Source organism: Dactylosporangium sp. CA-233914, assembly GCF_050942935.1.
GTDB lineage: Bacteria > Actinomycetota > Actinomycetes > Mycobacteriales > Micromonosporaceae > Dactylosporangium.
On the sequence record NZ_CP192030.1, the window covers coordinates 2,414,318 to 2,432,688 of the forward strand.

At 73.2% G+C, this 18,371-nt stretch carries 13 protein-coding genes and 1 pseudogene; 5 read left to right on the plus strand and 9 right to left on the minus strand.

What is annotated here, in order from left to right:
* Nucleotides 1-103: 103 nt before the first annotated feature.
* Nucleotides 104-426, plus strand: a pseudogene (locus ACQPY0_RS11100) (glyoxalase); the annotation flags it as partial.
* Here ACQPY0_RS11100 and ACQPY0_RS11105 read toward each other — a convergent pair.
* From ACQPY0_RS11105 to ACQPY0_RS11135, 7 genes are all read right to left on the minus strand, one after another.
* Entirely contained in the window at nt 418-3,843 is a 3,426-nt protein-coding gene (locus ACQPY0_RS11105) for a BTAD domain-containing putative transcriptional regulator (protein ID WP_432995170.1), read from the minus strand. The pseudogene ACQPY0_RS11100 and the gene ACQPY0_RS11105 sit on opposite strands and share 9 nt — an antisense overlap.
* Before the next feature lie 107 nt (nt 3,844-3,950).
* The gene (locus tag ACQPY0_RS11110) at nt 3,951-4,334 is read right to left on the minus strand and encodes a hypothetical protein (RefSeq protein ID WP_432987551.1); all 384 of its coding nucleotides are present in this window, start codon (nt 4,332-4,334) and stop codon (nt 3,951-3,953) included.
* A 99-nt stretch (nt 4,335-4,433) separates the two neighbouring features.
* The gene (locus ACQPY0_RS11115; RefSeq protein WP_432987553.1) at nt 4,434-4,961 is read right to left on the minus strand and encodes a YbhB/YbcL family Raf kinase inhibitor-like protein; all 528 of its coding nucleotides are present in this window, start codon (nt 4,959-4,961) and stop codon (nt 4,434-4,436) included.
* A gap of 66 nt (nt 4,962-5,027) precedes the next feature.
* On the minus strand, nt 5,028-6,884 hold the full coding sequence (locus ACQPY0_RS11120) for a DUF2207 family protein (RefSeq protein ID WP_432987555.1): 1,857 nt from the start codon (nt 6,882-6,884) through the stop codon (nt 5,028-5,030).
* The gene (locus ACQPY0_RS11125; protein WP_432987557.1) at nt 6,884-7,444 is read right to left on the minus strand and encodes a LemA family protein; all 561 of its coding nucleotides are present in this window, start codon (nt 7,442-7,444) and stop codon (nt 6,884-6,886) included. Before ACQPY0_RS11125 ends, ACQPY0_RS11120 begins: the two co-directional genes overlap by 1 nt.
* Nucleotides 7,445-7,642: 198 nt before the next feature.
* Nucleotides 7,643-8,191 (minus strand): Uma2 family endonuclease, encoded by a 549-nt coding sequence (locus tag ACQPY0_RS11130; protein WP_432987559.1) that lies wholly within the window; start codon nt 8,189-8,191, stop codon nt 7,643-7,645.
* A 95-nt stretch (nt 8,192-8,286) separates the two neighbouring features.
* On the minus strand, nt 8,287-9,726 hold the full coding sequence (locus tag ACQPY0_RS11135; protein ID WP_432987561.1) for an aminopeptidase P family protein: 1,440 nt from the start codon (nt 9,724-9,726) through the stop codon (nt 8,287-8,289).
* 71 nt (nt 9,727-9,797) lie between these two features.
* Here ACQPY0_RS11135 and asnB point away from each other — a divergent pair, with 71 nt between their 5' ends.
* The 3 genes from asnB to ACQPY0_RS11150 are packed head-to-tail and all read left to right on the plus strand — an operon-like array spanning nt 9,798 to nt 13,418.
* Nucleotides 9,798-11,729: an asparagine synthase (glutamine-hydrolyzing) gene (gene asnB, locus ACQPY0_RS11140; protein WP_432987563.1), complete on the plus strand. Its 1,932-nt coding sequence runs from the start codon at nt 9,798-9,800 to the stop codon at nt 11,727-11,729.
* Between the two features lie 40 nt (nt 11,730-11,769).
* Complete coding sequence (locus tag ACQPY0_RS11145) at nt 11,770-12,693, plus strand: carbohydrate kinase family protein (RefSeq protein ID WP_432987565.1); 924 nt, start codon at nt 11,770-11,772, stop codon at nt 12,691-12,693.
* A complete protein-coding gene (locus ACQPY0_RS11150; RefSeq protein ID WP_432987567.1) occupies nt 12,690-13,418 on the plus strand; it encodes a hypothetical protein in 729 nt (242 codons plus the stop codon). Before ACQPY0_RS11145 ends, ACQPY0_RS11150 begins: the two co-directional genes overlap by 4 nt.
* A gap of 8 nt (nt 13,419-13,426) precedes the next feature.
* Here ACQPY0_RS11150 and ACQPY0_RS11155 read toward each other — a convergent pair whose 3' ends face one another.
* Nucleotides 13,427-13,906, minus strand: a complete 480-nt coding sequence (locus ACQPY0_RS11155; protein WP_432987569.1) for a cupin domain-containing protein — start codon at nt 13,904-13,906, stop codon at nt 13,427-13,429.
* 4 nt (nt 13,907-13,910) lie between these two features.
* Nucleotides 13,911-16,028, minus strand: coding sequence for a 5-methyltetrahydropteroyltriglutamate--homocysteine S-methyltransferase (gene metE / locus ACQPY0_RS11160; protein WP_432987571.1), 2,118 nt, complete (start codon nt 16,026-16,028; stop codon nt 13,911-13,913).
* A gap of 74 nt (nt 16,029-16,102) precedes the next feature.
* Here metE and ACQPY0_RS11165 point away from each other — a divergent pair, with 74 nt between their 5' ends.
* A complete protein-coding gene (locus ACQPY0_RS11165) occupies nt 16,103-16,945 on the plus strand; it encodes a LysR family transcriptional regulator (protein WP_432987573.1) in 843 nt (280 codons plus the stop codon).
* Nucleotides 16,946-18,371: the final 1,426 nt, after the last annotated feature.

The following is an 18,371-nucleotide window of genomic DNA, read 5'->3' on the forward strand; positions in this document are numbered from 1 at the left end:
GTCTTCCCCAGCGTGCGGCGACGCGAGGTCGCGGGGTTCCGGGTGTCAAGAAAACCGTACGTCCGTCTTGTTAGATAGGCAAGGCTGTTCCAAGCTGTGAGCCATGATTCACCATGTCCAGATCGCCTGCCCGGCGGGCTCGGAGCCGGTGTGCCGCGCCTTCTACGGCGACCTGCTCGGCCTGCCGGAGATCCCGAAGCCGCCGGTGCTGGCCGGGCGGGGCGGCTGCTGGTTCCGCGGGCACGGCATCGAGCTGCACCTGGGGGTCGAGGAGCCCTTCGCCCCCGCCCGCAAGGCCCACCCCGGGCTGCTCTGGCCCGATCTCGACGGCCTCGCCGCCCGGCTGGCGCCGGCCGGGCACGAGCTCACGTGGGGCGACGAGCACCCACGATCCCCCTCGGCAATCGCCTGGAGTTCCTAGCCCCGCTCGAGGACCCCGGCGATCCGCGCCGCCGCCGGCGCGTGGCCCAGGTCGCGGGCCAGGCGCAGCGCGCGCTCCAGTTCGGCGCGGTCACCGGTGGCCGCGCCGAGCACCCGGCGCAACTCGGGCTCGGCGAACCGGTTCAGCCCGTCCAGCGGGATGACGAGCCGGTCCCGGGCCAGCTGGGCGGCCTCGGCGCGCCGGCCCGCGCGCAGCAGCAGGTCGGGGTGCAGCGGCAGCAGGCGAGGATAGCGCCACAGCGTCTCGCCGAGGGCCGCCTCGCCCTCGGTGAGCAGCGCCTCGTCCGCGTTCGCCCAGCCGAGCATGGTCTGGGCCATCGCGCGGTACTCCGGGTGCCCGCCCCGCTCCGCCAGCTCGAACGTCGTGGTGGAGGCCGCCGCGACCCCGGCCGGGTCGTCGTGGTCGACGGCGATGCCAGCGGCGTACTGGCTGAGGTACATCCGCTGGAAAAGGCTCCCGCCGCGCGCCCCGGCCAGGATCTGCTCGGCGGCGGCCCGGTTGCCCAGCAGGCTCTCGGCCGCGGCGGCCGGTCCCAGGATGCCGGCCCGCGGGTCCCAGTCGATGATCGGGAACGCCTCCGCCGCCGGCAGCTCCCGCAAGGCCTGCCGGAACAGCTCGCGGGCCCGCGGCAGATCGCCGGCGGCGAACGCGGCGTAGCCGGCGTGGACGTCGGCGACCGGGCCCGGCGGCACCACCTCGGCGATCTTGCCGGGGTTGCCCGCGCTGGTGTGAAAGGAGGCGTACCCCCACAGCGCCGGCAGGACCCCGGGGACGTCGCGGACGCGGCGCAGCACCGGCTCCATGAGCGCGTACTGCTCGGCGACGGGCCCGGCGAGGTAGTCGTCGGTCGCCTGATGCATGAACGCCAGCCGGACCCGCAGGTCGAGCTCCTGGACGTCGCGCTGCTCGGAGGCCTTGGCGGTGAGCAGTACCGTCAACGCTTCTTCGAGCAGTGCCGCGGCCTCCTCGTGGGCGGTCCGCTCGTAGGCCTCCCCGGCCGCGTCCCCGAGCACCGGCGCGACCTCCAGCGCCGCGAGCACCGGCAGTGCCAGCCGCAGGTGCGCCGCCACGTCCGTCGCCGACCCGCCGGCCGCGCGGATCGCCCGCCCGGCCCGCGCGTGCAGCCGGGCCCGCCGCAGCGGCCCCTGCTGCTCGTACGCCGCCTGCCGCAGCAGGTCGTGCACGAAGCGGACGTTCGGGAAGTCGGCGTGCACGAGCCCGGTCACGACGGCGGTGTCGAGCGTGTCGTACAGCTCCAGCTCGTCGAGCTGCGTCATCTCCCGCAGCACCGCGACGTCGAACTCGCGCCCGAGCACCGAGGCGACCGCGAGCACGGCCCCGACCTGCCCCGGCAGCCGCTCGAGCCGCCGCCGCAGCACCTCCTGCACCCGCACGGGGATCCCGGCGTCGCGGCCCCGCATCATGAGCTCCTGCACCAGCTCCCCGGCGAAGAACGGGTTCCCGCCGCTGCGGTCGAGCAGGGTCCGGATCGTCTCCCGGGCCAGGGGCGCCCCCGCGATCCGCGCCCCCAGCTCCGCGAGGTTTTCGGCGTTGAGCCCTTCAAGCCGCAGCCGTACGGCCTGTGCCTCCCCCTTCAGCCCAGCGATCACGTCCCCCGGGTCGAGCTCCGCGTCCCGGAACCCGGTGGCCAGCAGGATGTCGTCGCCGGTGATGGTGCGGGCGCAGAGGGTGAGCAGGGTGGCGGATGGTTTGTCGAGGAGGTGGGCGTCGTCGAGAATGAGGAGGAGGGGGGTGTGGGTGGAAAGGCGCCGCAGCCCGTTGACGATGCCCTGAAACAGCCGGGACCGCGCGAGCTCGGCGTCGGCCAGGCGCTCGGGGGCGGGCAGCGGCAGGACGTCCGCCAGCGCCGGATCGAGAACCGCCGGGAGATTCCCGAACGGCGCGAACGCGGCCGCCAGGGCGTCCTTGTCCGCGGTGCTCGCGACACCGCGCAGCACCTGCGCCCAGGGAACGAACACGGGCGGCGGCCGCCCGTCGACGCCCGTACCGATCCCGACGGCATACCCATGGGCACTGGCCCGTGCCGCCAGCTCCCGCAACAACGCCGACTTGCCAATTCCCGGCGAGCCGGAGACGAGCAGCAGCCGCCCGCGGCCCCGCTCGTCGAGCAGCCGGTCCAGGACGGCCAGCTCAGCGTCCCGCCCGACAAGCCCGGCCCGCTCCCCGCCGCCGCCCGCCACCCAGGCATCGCCGTGCCCCGCCCCGAACGCCCGCTCGCGATCGCCCGCAGTCGCCGAGGTGCCCGGGTCCGGCCCCGGCGTGAGACCGGCGTCGGCTGATCTCGCTGGGCCTATCGGTCCGGCAGAGGTGACCGGGATATCTGGTGCCGCGGTGCGCGTGGCGTCAGCTGGTTCCGCCGTGCTTCCGGCTCCGGTGGGGACCTCGCGTGCCTGCGGAGTGTTCGGTGCTGGCGTGCCGGTGGCGTTGGGCGATTCCGCTGGGCTCGGTGCTCCGGCCGGCGTCGGCGGGGTGTTGTTGGGCGTTGGCGCGTGGGTTGCGTTCGGCGCTCCGGCCGGGCCTGGTGCTTCTGCTCGAGTGCCCGGTGTCGGTGGGGTGCTTCGCATCGTCGTGGCGCTCGGCGTTGGCGCGCCGTTCGGTGTGGCGGCCGGGCCGGGCTCGTTGGCGGTGCTTGCCGCCGTGGCCCGGCCAGCCTTGTCGGATTTTTCCGTTATTTCGGATTTATCCGGCGAAGGCGCCGCGGCCGTTGGCTTGGAGGCGGCGGCGGGCGGGTTCAGGGCGGGGGACTGGCGGAGAATCTCTTTTTCGAGTTTCTGCAGCGCTGGGCCCGGCTCGATGCCGAGGTCCTCGGCCAGCATCGTGCGTGCCCGTGCGTAGGCGTTCAGCGCCTCCGCCTGCCGGCCGGCGCGATACAGCGCGAGCATCAGCTGCGACCACAGGCGCTCGCGGTACGGGGACTCGGCCAGCGCCGACTCCGTCGCGGGGATCACGTCCCTGGGGCGGCCCCATGCCAGCAGTGCGTCGGAGCGCAGCTCGATCGCCGTGAAGCGTAGCTCCTGCAGGCGGGAGCGCTCGGCCTGGGCGAAGGGTGAGTCGCCCAGCTCCGGCAGCGGGTCACCGCGCCATAGCAACAGCGCCTCGGTCAGCGCGGCCGGGTCGCCGTCCGGCTCGAAGCCCTCCACCGCGGCCGTGAACCGGGCCGCGTCCACCTGAGCTGGCGTCACCGACAACAGGTAGCCGGGCGCCCGGCTCACCAGGATTGTTGAACGATCCCGCGACGAGCGGCCGGGCTCCAGGGCGCGGCGCAGGCGGGAGACGTACGCCTGCAGGGTCGCTAGCGCGCGCTCCGGGGGCTCGTCCGCCCACAGCTCGTCGATCAGGCGGTGGACCGGCACGACCCGGCCGGGCTGGGCGGCCAGCATGGCGACGATCGCCCGCTGCTTCGGGGTGCCCAGGTCGATCTGGGCGCCGTCGGAGGTCAGCGCCTCCAGCGCGCCAAGGATCCGCAACTCCAACCGGCGTTCCCAATCTACAGCTCGACGACCTCCCGGCCGTCCGGCCCGGGCCGGAACCCCGCATCACGCAGGATGCCGAGCAGCTCGGCGGACGGCGTCGCTTCGAGCGTACGGGCCGACGTGGCCCGCAGTGCATCGACCAGAGCGGTCAACACCTGAACGGCCCGGTCGCGGCGGCCGGGCGGGGTGGCGAGGGCGGCCAGGCGTACGGTCTCGTCGCCCGGTCGGAGGGCGGCCAGGGCGGCGGCGGGCTGGGCGTCGTCGGCGGCCGGGTCGACCAGCTCCCACCACTGCAGGGACGGGTCGCCCGCCAGGCCCGCGTGCCACTGCATGGTGGTCGCCCGGGTGAGTTCGAGCCGGGCCGGCGGGACCCGGCGTACCAACAGCAAAGCAGTCACGACAACCAGCATCCGTGGTACGCCTTGCAAACGGCTTGCTTGCGCGCCCGGACCGCCCGCCGGCGACGTTGCCGGCGGGCGGGGCCCGAAGGTGGAGACTCAGAAGCCGAACGAGGCGACGAGGATCGCGCGGCCCAGGGTGTGGGCCGTCAGGTTGAAGCCGACCACGTTGGCGGTGGCGTCGGCGTCCACCCCCAGGGAGTCGGTGTCGAGGGCGTGGACCACGAAGAAGTACCGGTGCGGCGCGTCCTGCGGCGGCGGCGCGGCACCGCCGAAGTCGCGGGTGCCGTAGTCGTTGCGGGCGTGGATCGCCTCGTCGGGCATGCCGTCCTTGTCGCCGGTGCCGGCGCCCGTCGGCAGCTCGGTCGCGTCGGCCGGCAGGTCGTACACGATCCAGTGCCAGAAGCCGCCGCCCGTCGGGGCGTCCGGGTCGTAACAGGTCACCGCGTAGCTCTTGGTGCCCTGCGGGGCGCCCCGCCAGGCCAGGTGGGGAGAGGTGTTGCCACGCTCGTAGACCTGGGCGTCGGGCAGGGTACCGCCGTCGGTCAGGTCCTCGCTGGTCAAACTGAACGCCGGCACCGCGGGCAGGAAGTCGTACGGCGACGGCGGGCGCGGACGATCGGACATGCGCAATCTCCTTGCGAGTGGCTACAGCTGTCTACCGGGCATCCTCTTACCCAACGACCGGGGGTCTCAAGTGAGGCGGTTGACGGCCAGTCCGAGCAACCAGACCAGGTACGGCTGGTGCACGGGGCCCGGCGTGCGCTGCTCCAGGCTCACGACGACCTGGCCGCTGCGGGCGACCGCCCACTGGCCGGAGGCGAAGGCCTCGTCGCCCACGCCGGGCACGGGGGTGCCGCCGCGGTGCGCCCGCACCGCCAGCTCCGCCGCGTCGCCGGTCGTCACCGTGAGGATCAGCGCGGAGCCGTCCGCCGCCCGGAACTCGGCCATCGTCATCGGCCCGACCGCTACCCCGCGGTCCGCGCCGGTCAGGGTCACCGGCCGCCCGAGGACCCGCCCGGCCTCCTGCGCCGAGACCAGCTCGGCGGCCACGACCCGGGACGGCCGGACAGCCGTGGCCAGGGCGGGCGCGCCGGCGTTCATCGCGCGCAGGATGAGCTGGTCGGTCTTCTCGTCGCCGTACGTCTGCGACCGCGCCCCCGCGCTGGAGTCCACCCGCAGCTCCACCACCCGCCGGGTCCAGCGGCGGGCGGTCAGCGTGACGAGGTCGCCGACGTTGGCGCGGTGCACGATGCCCGACGGGCACGCCCAGGCCACGGTGCGCTCCGCGGTGCCGTCGTCGACCGCCAGATAGTGCACGATCGGGATGGACGGGGAGTTCTCGCCCTGACTCTTGGTCTTCCACGTCTCGACCCACAGCACCTCGCCGGTGACGGTGACCGGGGTGAGGACGTCGACGAGGGTGCCGAGCAGGGTGTACCCGCCGTAGAGCAGCGGCCACAGGATCAGCAGCCGCACCGCGAGCGTCACCCACGCCGAGATCGACCCGGGCGTGAAGTCGAACGCGAGGTCGTTGAAGCGCACGATCAGCGCGGCGATGACCAGGGCGAGGACGCCCTTGGCCGCCAGGCGGACGGCTTTCTGGCCGTACCGTGGGAAGAATCTGGGGTATGTGACCCTGACCCGGTGCCAGGTGCCGCCGAGCGAGCTCCACACGCGCCGGCGGTTGCCCATGCCCAGGTCGATCACGGCGGCGCAGACGCGGGTGGCGCCGACGGCGTCACCGTAGGCAAGATAGCGGTCCCACACCGTGACGGCGGCCGGCGGCAGGTCGGCGAAGCTCTCGTGGGCGCGCAGGAACGACTTGAGGCCCAGCCAGCGCGCGGCCGCCGTGCGCCCCGCCGGCGTGGCGCGCTCGCCGCGCGACTTGCCGGCTGCGACGCCCAGGATGATCCACATGAACAGGATCGGCACGAAGGCGCCGCCCGTGTCGCCGCCGGTGCGGCGGACGTAGAGGTAGACGGCGAGGCCGAGCGCGAACGACGGGATCGCCGCGAGAATGGTCAGCGCCGTGACGAGCGCGGGCGAGAATCGGCGCTGGGACAGCCCGCGCGAGCGAGCATCGGCGACGATGGCCGCGTTGAGCCGCCGCGTCCAGCCGCCGGCCTCGGCGGCGTCGCGGAACGTGAGGGCGGTCAGCGGCACCATGCCGCCCTTGGCCAGGCGTTTCACGCGCTCGAAGATCATGGATTCGTACGCGTTGAGCCCCTCCGGCCGCTCGTCGCGCACGTGCACCGTGGTCTGCAGCGGGTCGTTGCCCGGCTGGCGGAACTCGAGCACCCGGCGCGCGGCCAGGTCGATGAACGTGGACTCGGCCGCGTCCTCGCTCAGCTCCCACCGCCCGGTGATCATGCTCACCACGGCCGGCGGCTCGGGCCCGCCGAAGTCCTGCGTGGGCGGCGGCGCGGCGATCGGCCGGGGCCGGGTCCACAGCAGGGCGCCCCAGAACGCGACCAGCCACACCGCGAGGCCGGCCAGCGCGATGCCGGCCTCGACCAGGAGTCGGGGGTCGATCTCCAGGGCGTCCATCAGAACCGGACGTTGACGTCGGCGCGCTCGCCGGCGGCGGCCTCGAAGTAGGGCCGGGCGTGGAAGCCGCCGACGCCCGCGATCAGGTTCGTCGGCAGCGTCTGGATCTTCTGGTTGTACGTCTGCGTGGCGCTGTTGTAGAACTGCCGCGCGTACGCGATCTTCTCCTCGGTGTTGCCCAGCTCGCCCTGCAGCTGCAGGAAGTTCTGGTTCGCCTTGAGGGCCGGGTAGGCCTCGGCGACCGCGAAGAGCCGGCCGAGGGCCTGGGTGAGCATGCCCTCGGCCTGGGCCTGCTGGGCCGGGCCGGCGGCCGAGGCGGCGGCGCCCCGCGCGGCGATGACCGACTCCAGCGTGCCGCGCTCGTGCGCCGCGTAGCCCTTGACGGTCTCGACCAGGTTGGGGATCAGTGAGTGGCGGCGCTTGAGTTGGACATCGATCTGGGCCCAGGACGCCTCGACCTGGGTGCGGGCCTTGACCAGGGCGTTGTACGTGGCCACGGCCCACCACAGCAGCGCGATCACGATCACGACCACGGCGCCGAGGACGATCAGTGGAGTCATGGCCGCATGGTGACCGGCGCGGGTTGCCGGGGCCGGTTAACGGTCGCCCATCCGACACACATGTGCTGTATCAGGTCCGCGGTCTGCGTCTTCCGACCCCGGGCGCGATCCGCCGAAAGGCCGGACCGTCTTGATTTTCTATCTTACCCAGCCCGACCTAATTGATCATGCCTGCCGACACGCGGTGTCAGTGAGTGGTCACGGATGCTGGGGCTGCTGTCGATACTCGGCCTCGAGGTCCGACAGGAGCAGGGTCCGGTCGCGCACGTAGGCGGGCTTGCCACCGGACAGGGTCAAGCGGTGGACCAGCACATTCGCGTCGTCGTCGTCCCGGGCGGGGGTCTGGTCGACGATCCAGTACTCCGGGATTCCTCGTTGGGCGTACCAGACGGCCTTGTCGGTGTACTCGCCGTTCTCCGAGTGCTCGGAGACGATCTCGACGACGAGGCTGTACGCCGAGCCGGGCAGATTTGAGTAGGTGGCGAGTCCCGGTGGGAGCCGGGTCACCACGCCGAGGTCCGGGAGGCGGTTGTCGCGCGGGCGGTCGCCCCGGACGCCCGGGTCCTGGAAGACGTTCGCGCCGGCGGCGTGCAGCATCAGCAACAGGCGGCGGGCCATCGCCTTGTGCCAAAAGCTCGATGGCGTCGTGATGACGAGGTTGCCCTCGTGCAGCTCGTACCGATACTCCTTCGGCAGCGAGACGAGGTCATCGACGTCGAGTTCCTCGATCGGTCGCAAGCGCGGCATCGTGAAACCATAGGCAACATATGGCCATATATCGAACCGGACCGGAGCAGGGTGGCCGCGGAGAGGGACGCCGGCGGGTCTGGGTCTCGAACGGCTCAGGGTAGGCGGAACTCCTCGGTGCGGCGGGCGGCCAGCCAGGACTCCACGTCGTCGGCCGAGCGGGGCAGGGCGTCGGAGAGGTTGCGGGCGCCGGTGGGGGTGACCAGGACGTCGTCCTCGATGCGGACCGCCAGGCCGCGCAGTTCGGCCGGGACCAGGTCGTCCTCGGGCTGGAAGTACAGGCCGGGCTCGACCGTGAGCACGTAGCCCGCGTCCAGGTGCCCCTCGCGGTAGCGCTCCTTGCGGGCGTTGGCGCAGTCGTGGACGTCCAGGCCCAGCATGTGGCCGAAGCCGTGCAGGGTCCACCGGCGATACAGAATGCTGTCCTTCGCCATCGCCTCGTCGACGCTGACCGGCAGCACGCCGAGCGCCGCCAGTCCCTCGGCCAGGACCCGCATGCAGGCCTGGTGGACGTCGTCGAAGGCGGTGCCGGGCTGGATGACGTCGATGCCGGCCTGCTGGGCGCGCACGACGATGTCATACACCTCCCGCTGCAGCGGCGTGAACGTGCCCGACACCGGCACGGTGCGGGTGACGTCGGCGGTGTAGAGGTTGCGGTTCTCCACACCCATGTCCATGAGTAGCAGGTCGCCGGGGCTGGTGCGGCCGTCGTTGCGGGTCCAGTGCAGGATCGCGGCGTGGGCGCCGCTGCCGACGATCGAGGCGTATCCGACGTCGTTGCCGTCGTGGCGGGCCCGCAGGCCGAAGACGCCCTCGATCAGCCGCTCGCTCACCGCGCGGTCGGCCGGGATCGCGCGGGCCGCGTCCTCGAAACCGCGGACCGTCGCGTCGATGGCGTCCTGCAGCTGCTCCAGCTCCCACGCGTCCTTGACCAGCCGCAGCTCGGACAGGACCCAGGCCAGCTCGCGGTCGCGCTCGGGGTCGGTGGAGCGCACGGCCACGTCGACGGAGGGGTCGAAGCCGCGCAGGACCCGGGTGCGGCCGGGCGCGGTGTCGTCGAGCGCGGCGGCGAGGTCGTCGAGGTGCGCGGTCTGCAGCTGCAGCTCGGTCGACTTCTCGGCCAGGGTGTGGCGCCGGCCGATCCACAGCTCGCCGTAGTTGCGGTCGGTGAAGAACTCGTCGGTGTCGCGCGGGGAGCGCGGGCGGACGTAGAGGGTGGCGTCGTGGCCGCCGTCGCTCGGGCGCAGCACGAGCACCGAGTCGGGGTCGCGCTCGCCGGTGAGCCACACGTGCTCGGTGCCGGGGCGGAAGGCGTGGTTGGTGTCGTTGGATCGGACCCGCTCGACGCCGGTCGGGATGATCAACGTCTCACCGGGGAACGCGGCGGAGAGCTCGGCCCGGCGCTTGGCGTGGTCGGGCGCCTCCGTGCGGGGCGACACCTCCAGGGTCGTGTCGCGCCAGCCGGTGCGCATGAACCGCCGGAACCGCTCCGGAAAGTCCGGGTCGTGTGACTTGCTGCCGACGGCATCCTCCATTGCGACCCCGCTTCCATCCGCCGCGAATTCGTGCTCCACCTGGGACCATACCCCGTGCGAGGATGCTTGCCATGGCGGGTCTTCTCACGTTCGTCAGCGCCCGGGGCGGCGCGGCGAGGCAGCGGGATGCGGTCGCCGACGCGCTCGGTCGGCTGCGCCACCGCGGCCCGGACGAGGAGCAGGTGGTCGCGACCGACGACGTCGTCTTCGGCGCCGAGCGGCTCGCCGTCACCGACGCACCGGGCGGACGCCAGCCGGTCGCCTACCCGCCGTCCGGGGTCACCGCCGGGCGTTACCTCATCGTCCTGGACGGCGCGATCTACAACGCCGAGCAGCTGCGCGCCGAACTCGTCGAGGACCGGGGCGCCGAGTTCGCCACCGGCAGCGAGGCGGAGGTGATCCTGGCCGCCTACCACCACTGGGGCCCCAGCGCCGTGAGCCGGCTGCGGGGCATGTTCGCGTTCGTGATCTGGGACGGCTCGGCCCGGCGCGCGTTCGGCGCCCGCGACCCGTTCGGCATCAAGCCGCTGTTCCAGCTGCAGACCCCGGACGGGGTCTACCTCGCCAGCGAGAAGAAGGCGCTGCTGCCCTTCGTGAGCGACCCCGCCGCGGTCGACACGGTGCGGCTGCAGCACTACCTGACCATGCAATACGTGCCGGAGCCGGCCACCATGCACCCCGAGGTGCGGCGGCTCGGGGCGGGCGAGTCGTTCGTCTACACGCCGGGCGGGCCGCTGGCCAACCGGCGATACAGCCAGCTGAGCTTCCACCCCGCCCCGGTCTCCGATCCCGACGCCGTCGTGCGCCGCATCGCCGCGGCGCTGCGCGACAGCGTGCACGCGCACATGGACGCCGACGCCCCGGTCGGCGCGTTCCTGTCCAGCGGCATCGACTCCACGGCGATCGTCGCGTTCGCCGCGGAGAAGGACCCGCAGCTGCGCACCTTCACCGTCGGCTACGACGCGGCCGGCCCCGGCGCGCAGTATTCGGAGATCGACGTCGCCGAGCAGTCCGCCCGCGCGCTCGGCGTCCCGCTCGACGCGACCGTCGTCACCGCCGCCGACTTCATGCGGGCCCTGCCGCGCATCGTCTGGCACCTCGACGACCCGGTCGCCGACCCGGCCCTGGTGCCGCTGTTCTTCCTGGCCGAGCGGGCGGCCCGGGACGTGACCGTGGTGCTCGGCGGCGACGGGGCGGACGAGCTCTTCGGCGGATACCCGATCTACCGCGAGCCGCTGTCGCTGGCCGGCGTGAGCCACCTGCCCGACTCGATGCGGCGCGGTCTGCGGGCCGTCAGCCGGGTCATCCCGCAGGGCGTGAAGGGCAAGAGCTTCCTGGAGCGCGGGACGACCCCGATCGAGGAGCGCTACTACGGCAACGCCCGGATCTTCACCGACGAGGAGAAGGCCGCGCTGCTGCGCCACTACGAGCCCGACGTGCGCCACACCGACGTCACCGCGCCGGTGTTCAAGGAGGCCGGGGCGCTCGACGACGTCACGACGATGCAGTACATCGACCTCTACACCTGGCTGCGCGGCGACATCCTGGTCAAGGCCGACCGGATGACCATGGCGCACTCGCTGCAGCTGCGCACCCCGTTCCTGGACCGGGCCGTGTTCGAGGTCGCCGCCGGCCTGCCCAGCGAGCTCAAGGTCCCGCCCCGCTCGCAGGAGACGAAGGCGGCGCTGCGCCGGGCCCTGGCCGGGGTCGTGCCGGAGCCGATCGTGCACCGCAGGAAGCTGGGCTTCCCGGTGCCGATCCGGCCGTGGCTGCGCGGGGAGATGTACGACTGGGCGCACGGCCTGCTCGACGCCTCCGACGCCGGCGACCTGCTCGACCTCGACGTGGTCCGCGGCCTGCTGCGGGGCCACCGCAAGAAGGAGGCCGACCACTCCCGCAAGCTGTGGACGGTGCTGGTCTTCTGCGTGTGGCACGCGGTGTTCGTCACCGGCACCATGCGCCCGACGTTCACCGAGCCGCCGGTGGCCGAGCCCCTGCCGTGATCGCTGGCCAACGGGCCCGTGTGCGCCGGATACTGGCCGCATGACGGGTTACGGCGTGGTACTCGGTGAGGCGCTGATCGATCTGCTGGAGTCCACGTCCGGCGGTGAGCTCGTCTACCGGCCCGCCGTCGGCGGCGCCCCGTTCAACGTCGCGGTCGGCATCGCCCGCCTCGGCGCCGACGTGCACTTCCTGGGCTCGTTCGGCGACGACCCGTTCGGCCACCGCCTGCTGGACTTCCTGGACAAAGCCGGCGTCAGTACCGATGGTGCCGTCACGATCCCGGGCGTCGCCACCACCCTGGCCGTCACCACCTTCCAGGGCCACGAGCCGACGTTCCGCTTCTACGGCGAACCCCCGTCCTACGGCCTGCTCGGCGCCCCCGACGTCGACGAGTCGCTCATCGCCGGGGCGCGCCTGCTGTACTGCGGGTCGATGTGCCTGCTCGCCCCGTCCGTGCTCGCCGCGGCCCGCCGCGCCTGGGCCGTCCCGGGCCCGGTCCGCGTCTTCGACCCGAACGTCCGCCCGATCGTCGGGGTCAACCCCGACGTCGTCGAGGAGTTCGCCGCCACCGCCGACCTGGTCAAGCTGAGCTCCGCCGACGCGAGCGCCCTGTGGGGCGACTCGCCGGAGCAGGCCGCCGCGCGCCTGCTGTCCGCGGGCGCCGGCGCCGTCGTGGTGACGCTCGGTGCGCAGGGCGCGCTCGTGGCCAAGGGCCCATCGACCGTACTCGTGCCCGCCCCTCGCATCGCCCCGGTCGACGCCACCGGCGCCGGCGACGCGACGATGGCCGGTCTGAGCTGGGGGATCCTCGCCCACGGCCGCCCCGGCGACCTCGGCGCCTGGGCGACCCTGACCCGCGTCGCGGTCCACGTCGCCGGCCTGGTCTGCGAGTCCCCGGGCGGCGCCGTGTCGATGCCGACGGTCGCCGACCTGCGCGCCCGCTTCGTAGACTTGGCGGTGTGACGCCGGGGCGGTTCGGCCGCTACGTGGTTGGGTGCAAGGCGACGGCCGTGGGTGTCGCCCTGCTGATCGTCGCGCTGCGCGTCGCCTACGAGTTCGGCGTCACCCCCGCCGACACGCCGGCCTGGGCCGCCGCCGCCCTGCTGTTCGCCCCGGTCGTCGTGCTCAGCGCCGCGTTCATCGCCGTCGGCATCGTCTTCCGCCCGATCCAGCACCCGCCCCCGGTGGCGCTGCGCGTGCGCGGCGACGCGTTCGTGGTCCCCGGCTCCCCGATCCTGATGGGCCGGCTCACCATGGGCTGGGCGCTGCTGGGCACGGTGTTCCTGGAGAGCGACCCGGCCCTGCCGGCGTCGACCCGCACGGCCATCAACGGCGGCGCCGCCCTGGTCATCGCCGGTGCCGTCCTGCCGCTGCTGCGGGGACCGCGGATCGTGGTGAGCCCGGCCGGCCTGAACATCCGCGCGGGCGGCCGGCGCGTCCTGGCCTGGGACGACCTGGTGATGGTCCCGGGCAACCCGCTGCCGCTGACGGTCCGCGCCCCGAAGCTGGCCCTGAGCGTGCGCCGGCCCGGCCGGCCGGAGCCGGGCTGGCTGCTGGTCCCGCTGGATCTGCTGGCCGTGGAGCCGGTCTTCCTCGGCTCGGTGGTCGAGCACTACGTCGAGCACCCGGACCGCCGCGCGGCGATCGGCACGGCCGAGGAGTACGCCCGCCTGACCGGCACCGCGTAGCCGCCGCCTCAGATCCAGAACGTGTCGTGCTCGAGCATGAAGGCGGCCCGCTCGTCCTCGGTCATCTTCGACAGGTCCGGCAGGCCCTCGAAGTATCCCTCCCGCGGAGCACCCGGGGCGAAGTGCAGCAGCATCTCCGCCGGGGCGCCGGATTCGTTGCGGAAGGCGTGGATCCCGCCCTCCGGGACGTGGACGAAGTCGCCCGGCTCGGTGTCGATCCAGCGCTTGCCGTCGTAGATGCGCACCGAGCCGCGCAGGATGTAGAAGCTCTCCGAGATCGAGCGGTGGAAGTGCGGGTCCGGACCGCTGGGCTGCGGGCCCACCACCCAGCGGTACAGCCCGAACTGCCCCCTCGTCGACGCGCCCGTGGCGAGGTAGCGCACGGTGTTGCCGTTGGCGTAGGTCAGCTCCGGTTCGGTGCCGGCCGGGCGGTAGGTCGCGTTGAGCTCGCCGGTTTCGCCGGAGTAGACCGCGGGTGGATATGACATGTCGTCATCTTACGGACTCCCGCACGGCTCCGGCGGCCGCGACGACGTTGGCCAGGGCGGCGCGGACCTCGGCGTACGTGCGGGTCTTCAGGCCGCAGTCCGGATTCACCCACAGTCGTGACGCCGGGACGGCGTCGAGGGCGGCGCGCAGGCGCGCCTCGATCTCGGCGCGGCCGGGGATGCGCGGGGAGTGGATGTCGTACACCCCGGGGCCGATCCCGCGGGCGAACGCGCCCGGCGGCAGGGTCAGGCCCGAGCGGGCCGCCTCGATGCTCGTGACGTCCGCGTCCAGGGCGTCGATCGCCCGCAGCACCTCGGCCGCGTCGCTGTAGCAAAGATGCGTGTGGATCTGGGTGCCGGCCGCGGCGCCGGCGGTCGCGCGGCGGTAGGCGGCGACGGCCCACCGCAGGTACGACTCCTGCTCCTCGCGCCGCAGCGGCAGCAGCTCGCGCAGCGCCGGCTCGTCGACCTGGATGATCCGGACTCCGGCCGCCTCCAGGTCCGCCACCTCGGCCCGCACCGCGTCGGCGACCTGCAGCGTCACGTCCCGCAGGGGCAGGTCCGTGCGCACGAACGACCAGGCGACGATCGTCACCGGGCCGGTCAGCATGCCCTTGACGGGCCGGGTGGTGCGCGACTGCGCGTACGCGGCCCACCGCACCGTGATCGGCGCCGGGCGGGACACGTCGCCGTGCAGGATCGGCGGGCGGGTGCAGCGCGAGCCGTACGACTGCACCCACCCGTTGCGGGTGACCGCGAAGCCGTCGAGGTGCTCGGCGAAGTACTGCACCATGTCGTTGCGCTCCGGCTCGCCGTGCACCAGCACGTCCAGCCCGAGCGCCTCCTGCTCGGCGATGACGCCGGCGATCTCCGCCTCGATGCGCGCCTCGTACTCGGCGACCGGCAGCCGCCCCGCCGCCACCGCCGCCCGGGCCGCCCGCAGCTCGCCGGTCTGCGGGAACGAGCCGATCGTGGTCACCGGCAGCGCCGGGAGCCCGAGGTCGGCCTGGGCCGCCAGCCGGGTCGCGAAGTCCGCGCGGGACTCGACCGGCACGCTGCCCTCGGCGCGCGGGGCGACCGGCAGCGGGCCCGCCTTCGGCCCGAGGGCGGCCAGCGCCACGACCTCGGCGACCTTCTCCTCCGCGAACGCGAGCCCGGGCGGCAGGCCCGGCTCGCCCCGCAGCGTGTACGGCACGTGCAGCAGCGAGCAGCTCGTGCTCACCGACGTCGCCCCGGCCGCGGCCAGCAGCGCCCGCGCCGCGTCCGGATCGGTGCGCCACACGTCCCGCCCGGACACGACGCCGCCGACGATCGTGCGACCCTCGAAGAGCTGAAGATTTTGCGGTACACCATGCGTGAGATCGACCGCGACGGCCTCCACCGGCGCCACGGACAGCGCCGGAAGCGCGTCGCCGGCGTCCCCGAAGTAGGTCGCGACCATGAGCTTCGGGCGGCGGTCCAGCCGGGCGAGGCGCCGGTAGGCGTGGCGCAGCGCGGGCGATCCACCGTCGATCACGGCGACCGGCTCGTCCAGCTGCACCCAGCCGGCACCGGCGTCGGCGAGCGCCGCGAGCAGCCCCGCGTAGGCGTCCAGCAGGTCGTCGAGGCGGTCCGGGGTGGGATTCTGGGCCAGCCGCAGCAGCGTCACCGGACCGAGCAGCACCGGCCGGGTCTCGTAGCCGAGCGCGCGGGCCTCCAGCAGCTCGGCTACGGGCTTGTCCGGCACCGCGCGGAAGCGGGTGCGCGGCCCGATCTCGGGGACGATGTAGTGGTAGTTGGTGTCGAACCACTTCGTCATCCGCAGCGGGGCGAGGTCGCCCTCGCCGCGGGCCATCGCGAAGTACGGGTCGGCCGCGCCGCGGTACCGGTCCGGGACCGCGCCGACCGCCACGGCGGCGTCGAGCACGTGGTCGTACGCCGAGAAGGTGTTCGACGGCAGCCCCTCGAGCCCCAGTTCGTGCAGCCGGTGCCAGGTCTGCGCGCGCAGCCGGCGGCCGGTCTCCTCCAGCGCCGACCGGTCGATCCGGCCGGCCCAGGAGTCCTCGAGGGCGCGCTTGAGCTCCCGGTCCGGGCCGATCCGCGGGTAGCCGAGCACCGTGGAGGCGGGAAAGTCATTGGTCACGGCGCGGATCGTGTCCGGTTCCGGGGCGCTCGCGCCGCAGCCATCACCAGCGCTTATGGCCGATACTGGTCGGCGTGGCGGCGCTGCGGGACATCGAGTGCTTCGCGCTGGTGGCGCGGCACCGCTCCTTCTCGCGCGCCGCATCCGCCCTCGGCGTGTCCCAGCCGGCCGTCAGCCAGGCCGTCGCGCGGCTCGAGCGGGAGCTGGGATTCCGGCTCTTCGCGCGCACCAGCCGCGAGGTCTCGCTGACGGACTCCGGCCTCGCCCTGCTGCCGCACGCGTCCGCGCTGCTGGAGCAGGCCGCCGCCTTCACCGCCGAGGCCGCCCGGCTGGCCGTGCCCGCCCCGGACGCGATTCGCCTCGCTTATGCACCGCTCGCCGGCGGGTTCGCGGCCCGGGTCGCGCGCCGCCTCACCCTGCGCAAGCCGGGACTGGACCTGCAGCTCGTACCGGCCGGCTGGCACGCCGCCACCGAGGCGCTGACCGGTCACCGGGTCTCGGCGGCCCTGATGAGCACCCCGTTCCCGCCCGGGTTCGCCAGCGCCGCCCGGTTCCATGTGCCGCTGTCCCACCTGGCGCTGTCCGCCGCCGATCCGCTGTCGAGCACCTCGTCGCTGCCCCTCGACCGCGCGGGACGCCTCCTGCTGCCCCGTGGCGTACCCCTGCCCGACGGGGTCCGGCTCGCGCCCGAGGCCGTCGACGATCCGGTGGCAGCCCTGGACCTGGTCGCCGCGGGGCGAGGCGCCCTGCCGGTGCCGCAGCTGCTCGTCGACACCGTCCGGCGGCCCGATGTGCGGTTCGTGCCACTGTCCAGCGGGTCGCTGCGGTTGACGTTCGCGCTGGTCTGGTCCGCCGACTCGGCGGGGGAGGACGTGATGGCGCTCGTGCAGGCCGCTCAGGAGGCCCTGCGGCGCTGAGTCCGCGCGGGCGCCTTGTCCCACCGGTACGGGGTCCACGTCTGCCGGATCGGGCTATGTGGCGTGATGATGGTGTCGGCGAGGTGAAGGAACGCGTTGATGACGCGTGCTGTGCGTTGGTAGCTGTTGTGCGAGGGAGTTCGTCCGCTCGACGTGCCATCTCCGGCTCGCCTGGATGGGCGCTTTGTCGCCTTGCTGGGCGATTTCACCGTCCAGGGTTCGGGCAGCCGGAACCTCGTGGGTGACCGCCGAGTCGTCGCCGGTGTCCAGATGCGCCGTCACCTGCTCGGGCGGCGGATCGGACGCGTCTGGTGTGTCGGGGGTTGGTCCCAGCGGCAGTGGTGGTTCGTGTCGGTTCGCGCTGGCTGGGACCCGGTCCTGGGGGATTCCTGTGCCCTCGACCGTGTTGGGGCGTTTTATCCCATGTTTGCCCCGGTTGGCCGGGGGCTGGCCGGGGACCTCACCGTCGCCGGGAGCTTTGGTGATGCATCCGTCCATGGCGATGTCCTCCCGGGCCGGGCTGACAATCTGTTGACCTCACATGGGCGGCGTTCGATGAGGCCTGCTACGGCGGGGGCGTCGGTGTTGTCGAGCTGTTTTGTCGTCTGCCTTTGGTCCAGGTTTTCTGCGTCAAGCACCACGACGCCGGGGCGAAGTGCCGCAGTGACCCGGCGCGGTGATCGGGTGCCCGTGTATTCGGCATGTTTTGTGGCCGACGACCCAGCTTCCGTCGCGTTGGGTGGCAAGCCTCGCCGCGGTGTGTGCGTGCACCATTTGACATTTCCGTCGGCCGTTCGGGGCGGCGGGTCGGGCTGGATTCTGGGAGAATGAATGCATGGGGCAGCTGCAATTGTTTTGCAAGTCTGAATTGGCTGCCATGCGTGACCGGACCAGGTCGCGTCGTTATTCCGTGGCGAATGAGGAGTTTCGTCGGGAACATGCTCGGCATCGCGCGTGGGGTCTCGCTCAACGACATGCCGAGAAACTCCGCCGAATACGCGCGAGCACCTCGCCGGCAAGCGTGGCTGCCGACGGCCGGGAAGACGCAGTGAACGAACCAGCCACCCCGGCTCCCGCCCTCGCCCTCGCCCTCGCCCTCGCCCTCGCCCTCGCCCTCGCCCTCGCCCCCGCCCCCGCCACGGCCCCGACCTCGGCGCGACGCACGACCCCGGCATGGCCCAGCCACAACCCCGGCACCGCGCATGGCCACGGCCGTGGCCACGGCCACGGCCACGGCGCAGCCGCCGACCAAGGCCCCAGCCAGGACCTCGGCACCGTCGGCCAAGGACAGGGCCTCGGCACGCCACCGGCGGAAGCACCGCCACCGGCGGAAGCACCGCCACCGGCGGAAGCACCGCCACCGGCGGAAGCACCGCCACCGGCGGAAGCACCGCCAGCTGCCGAAGCGCCCGTGCAGCCCGGACCG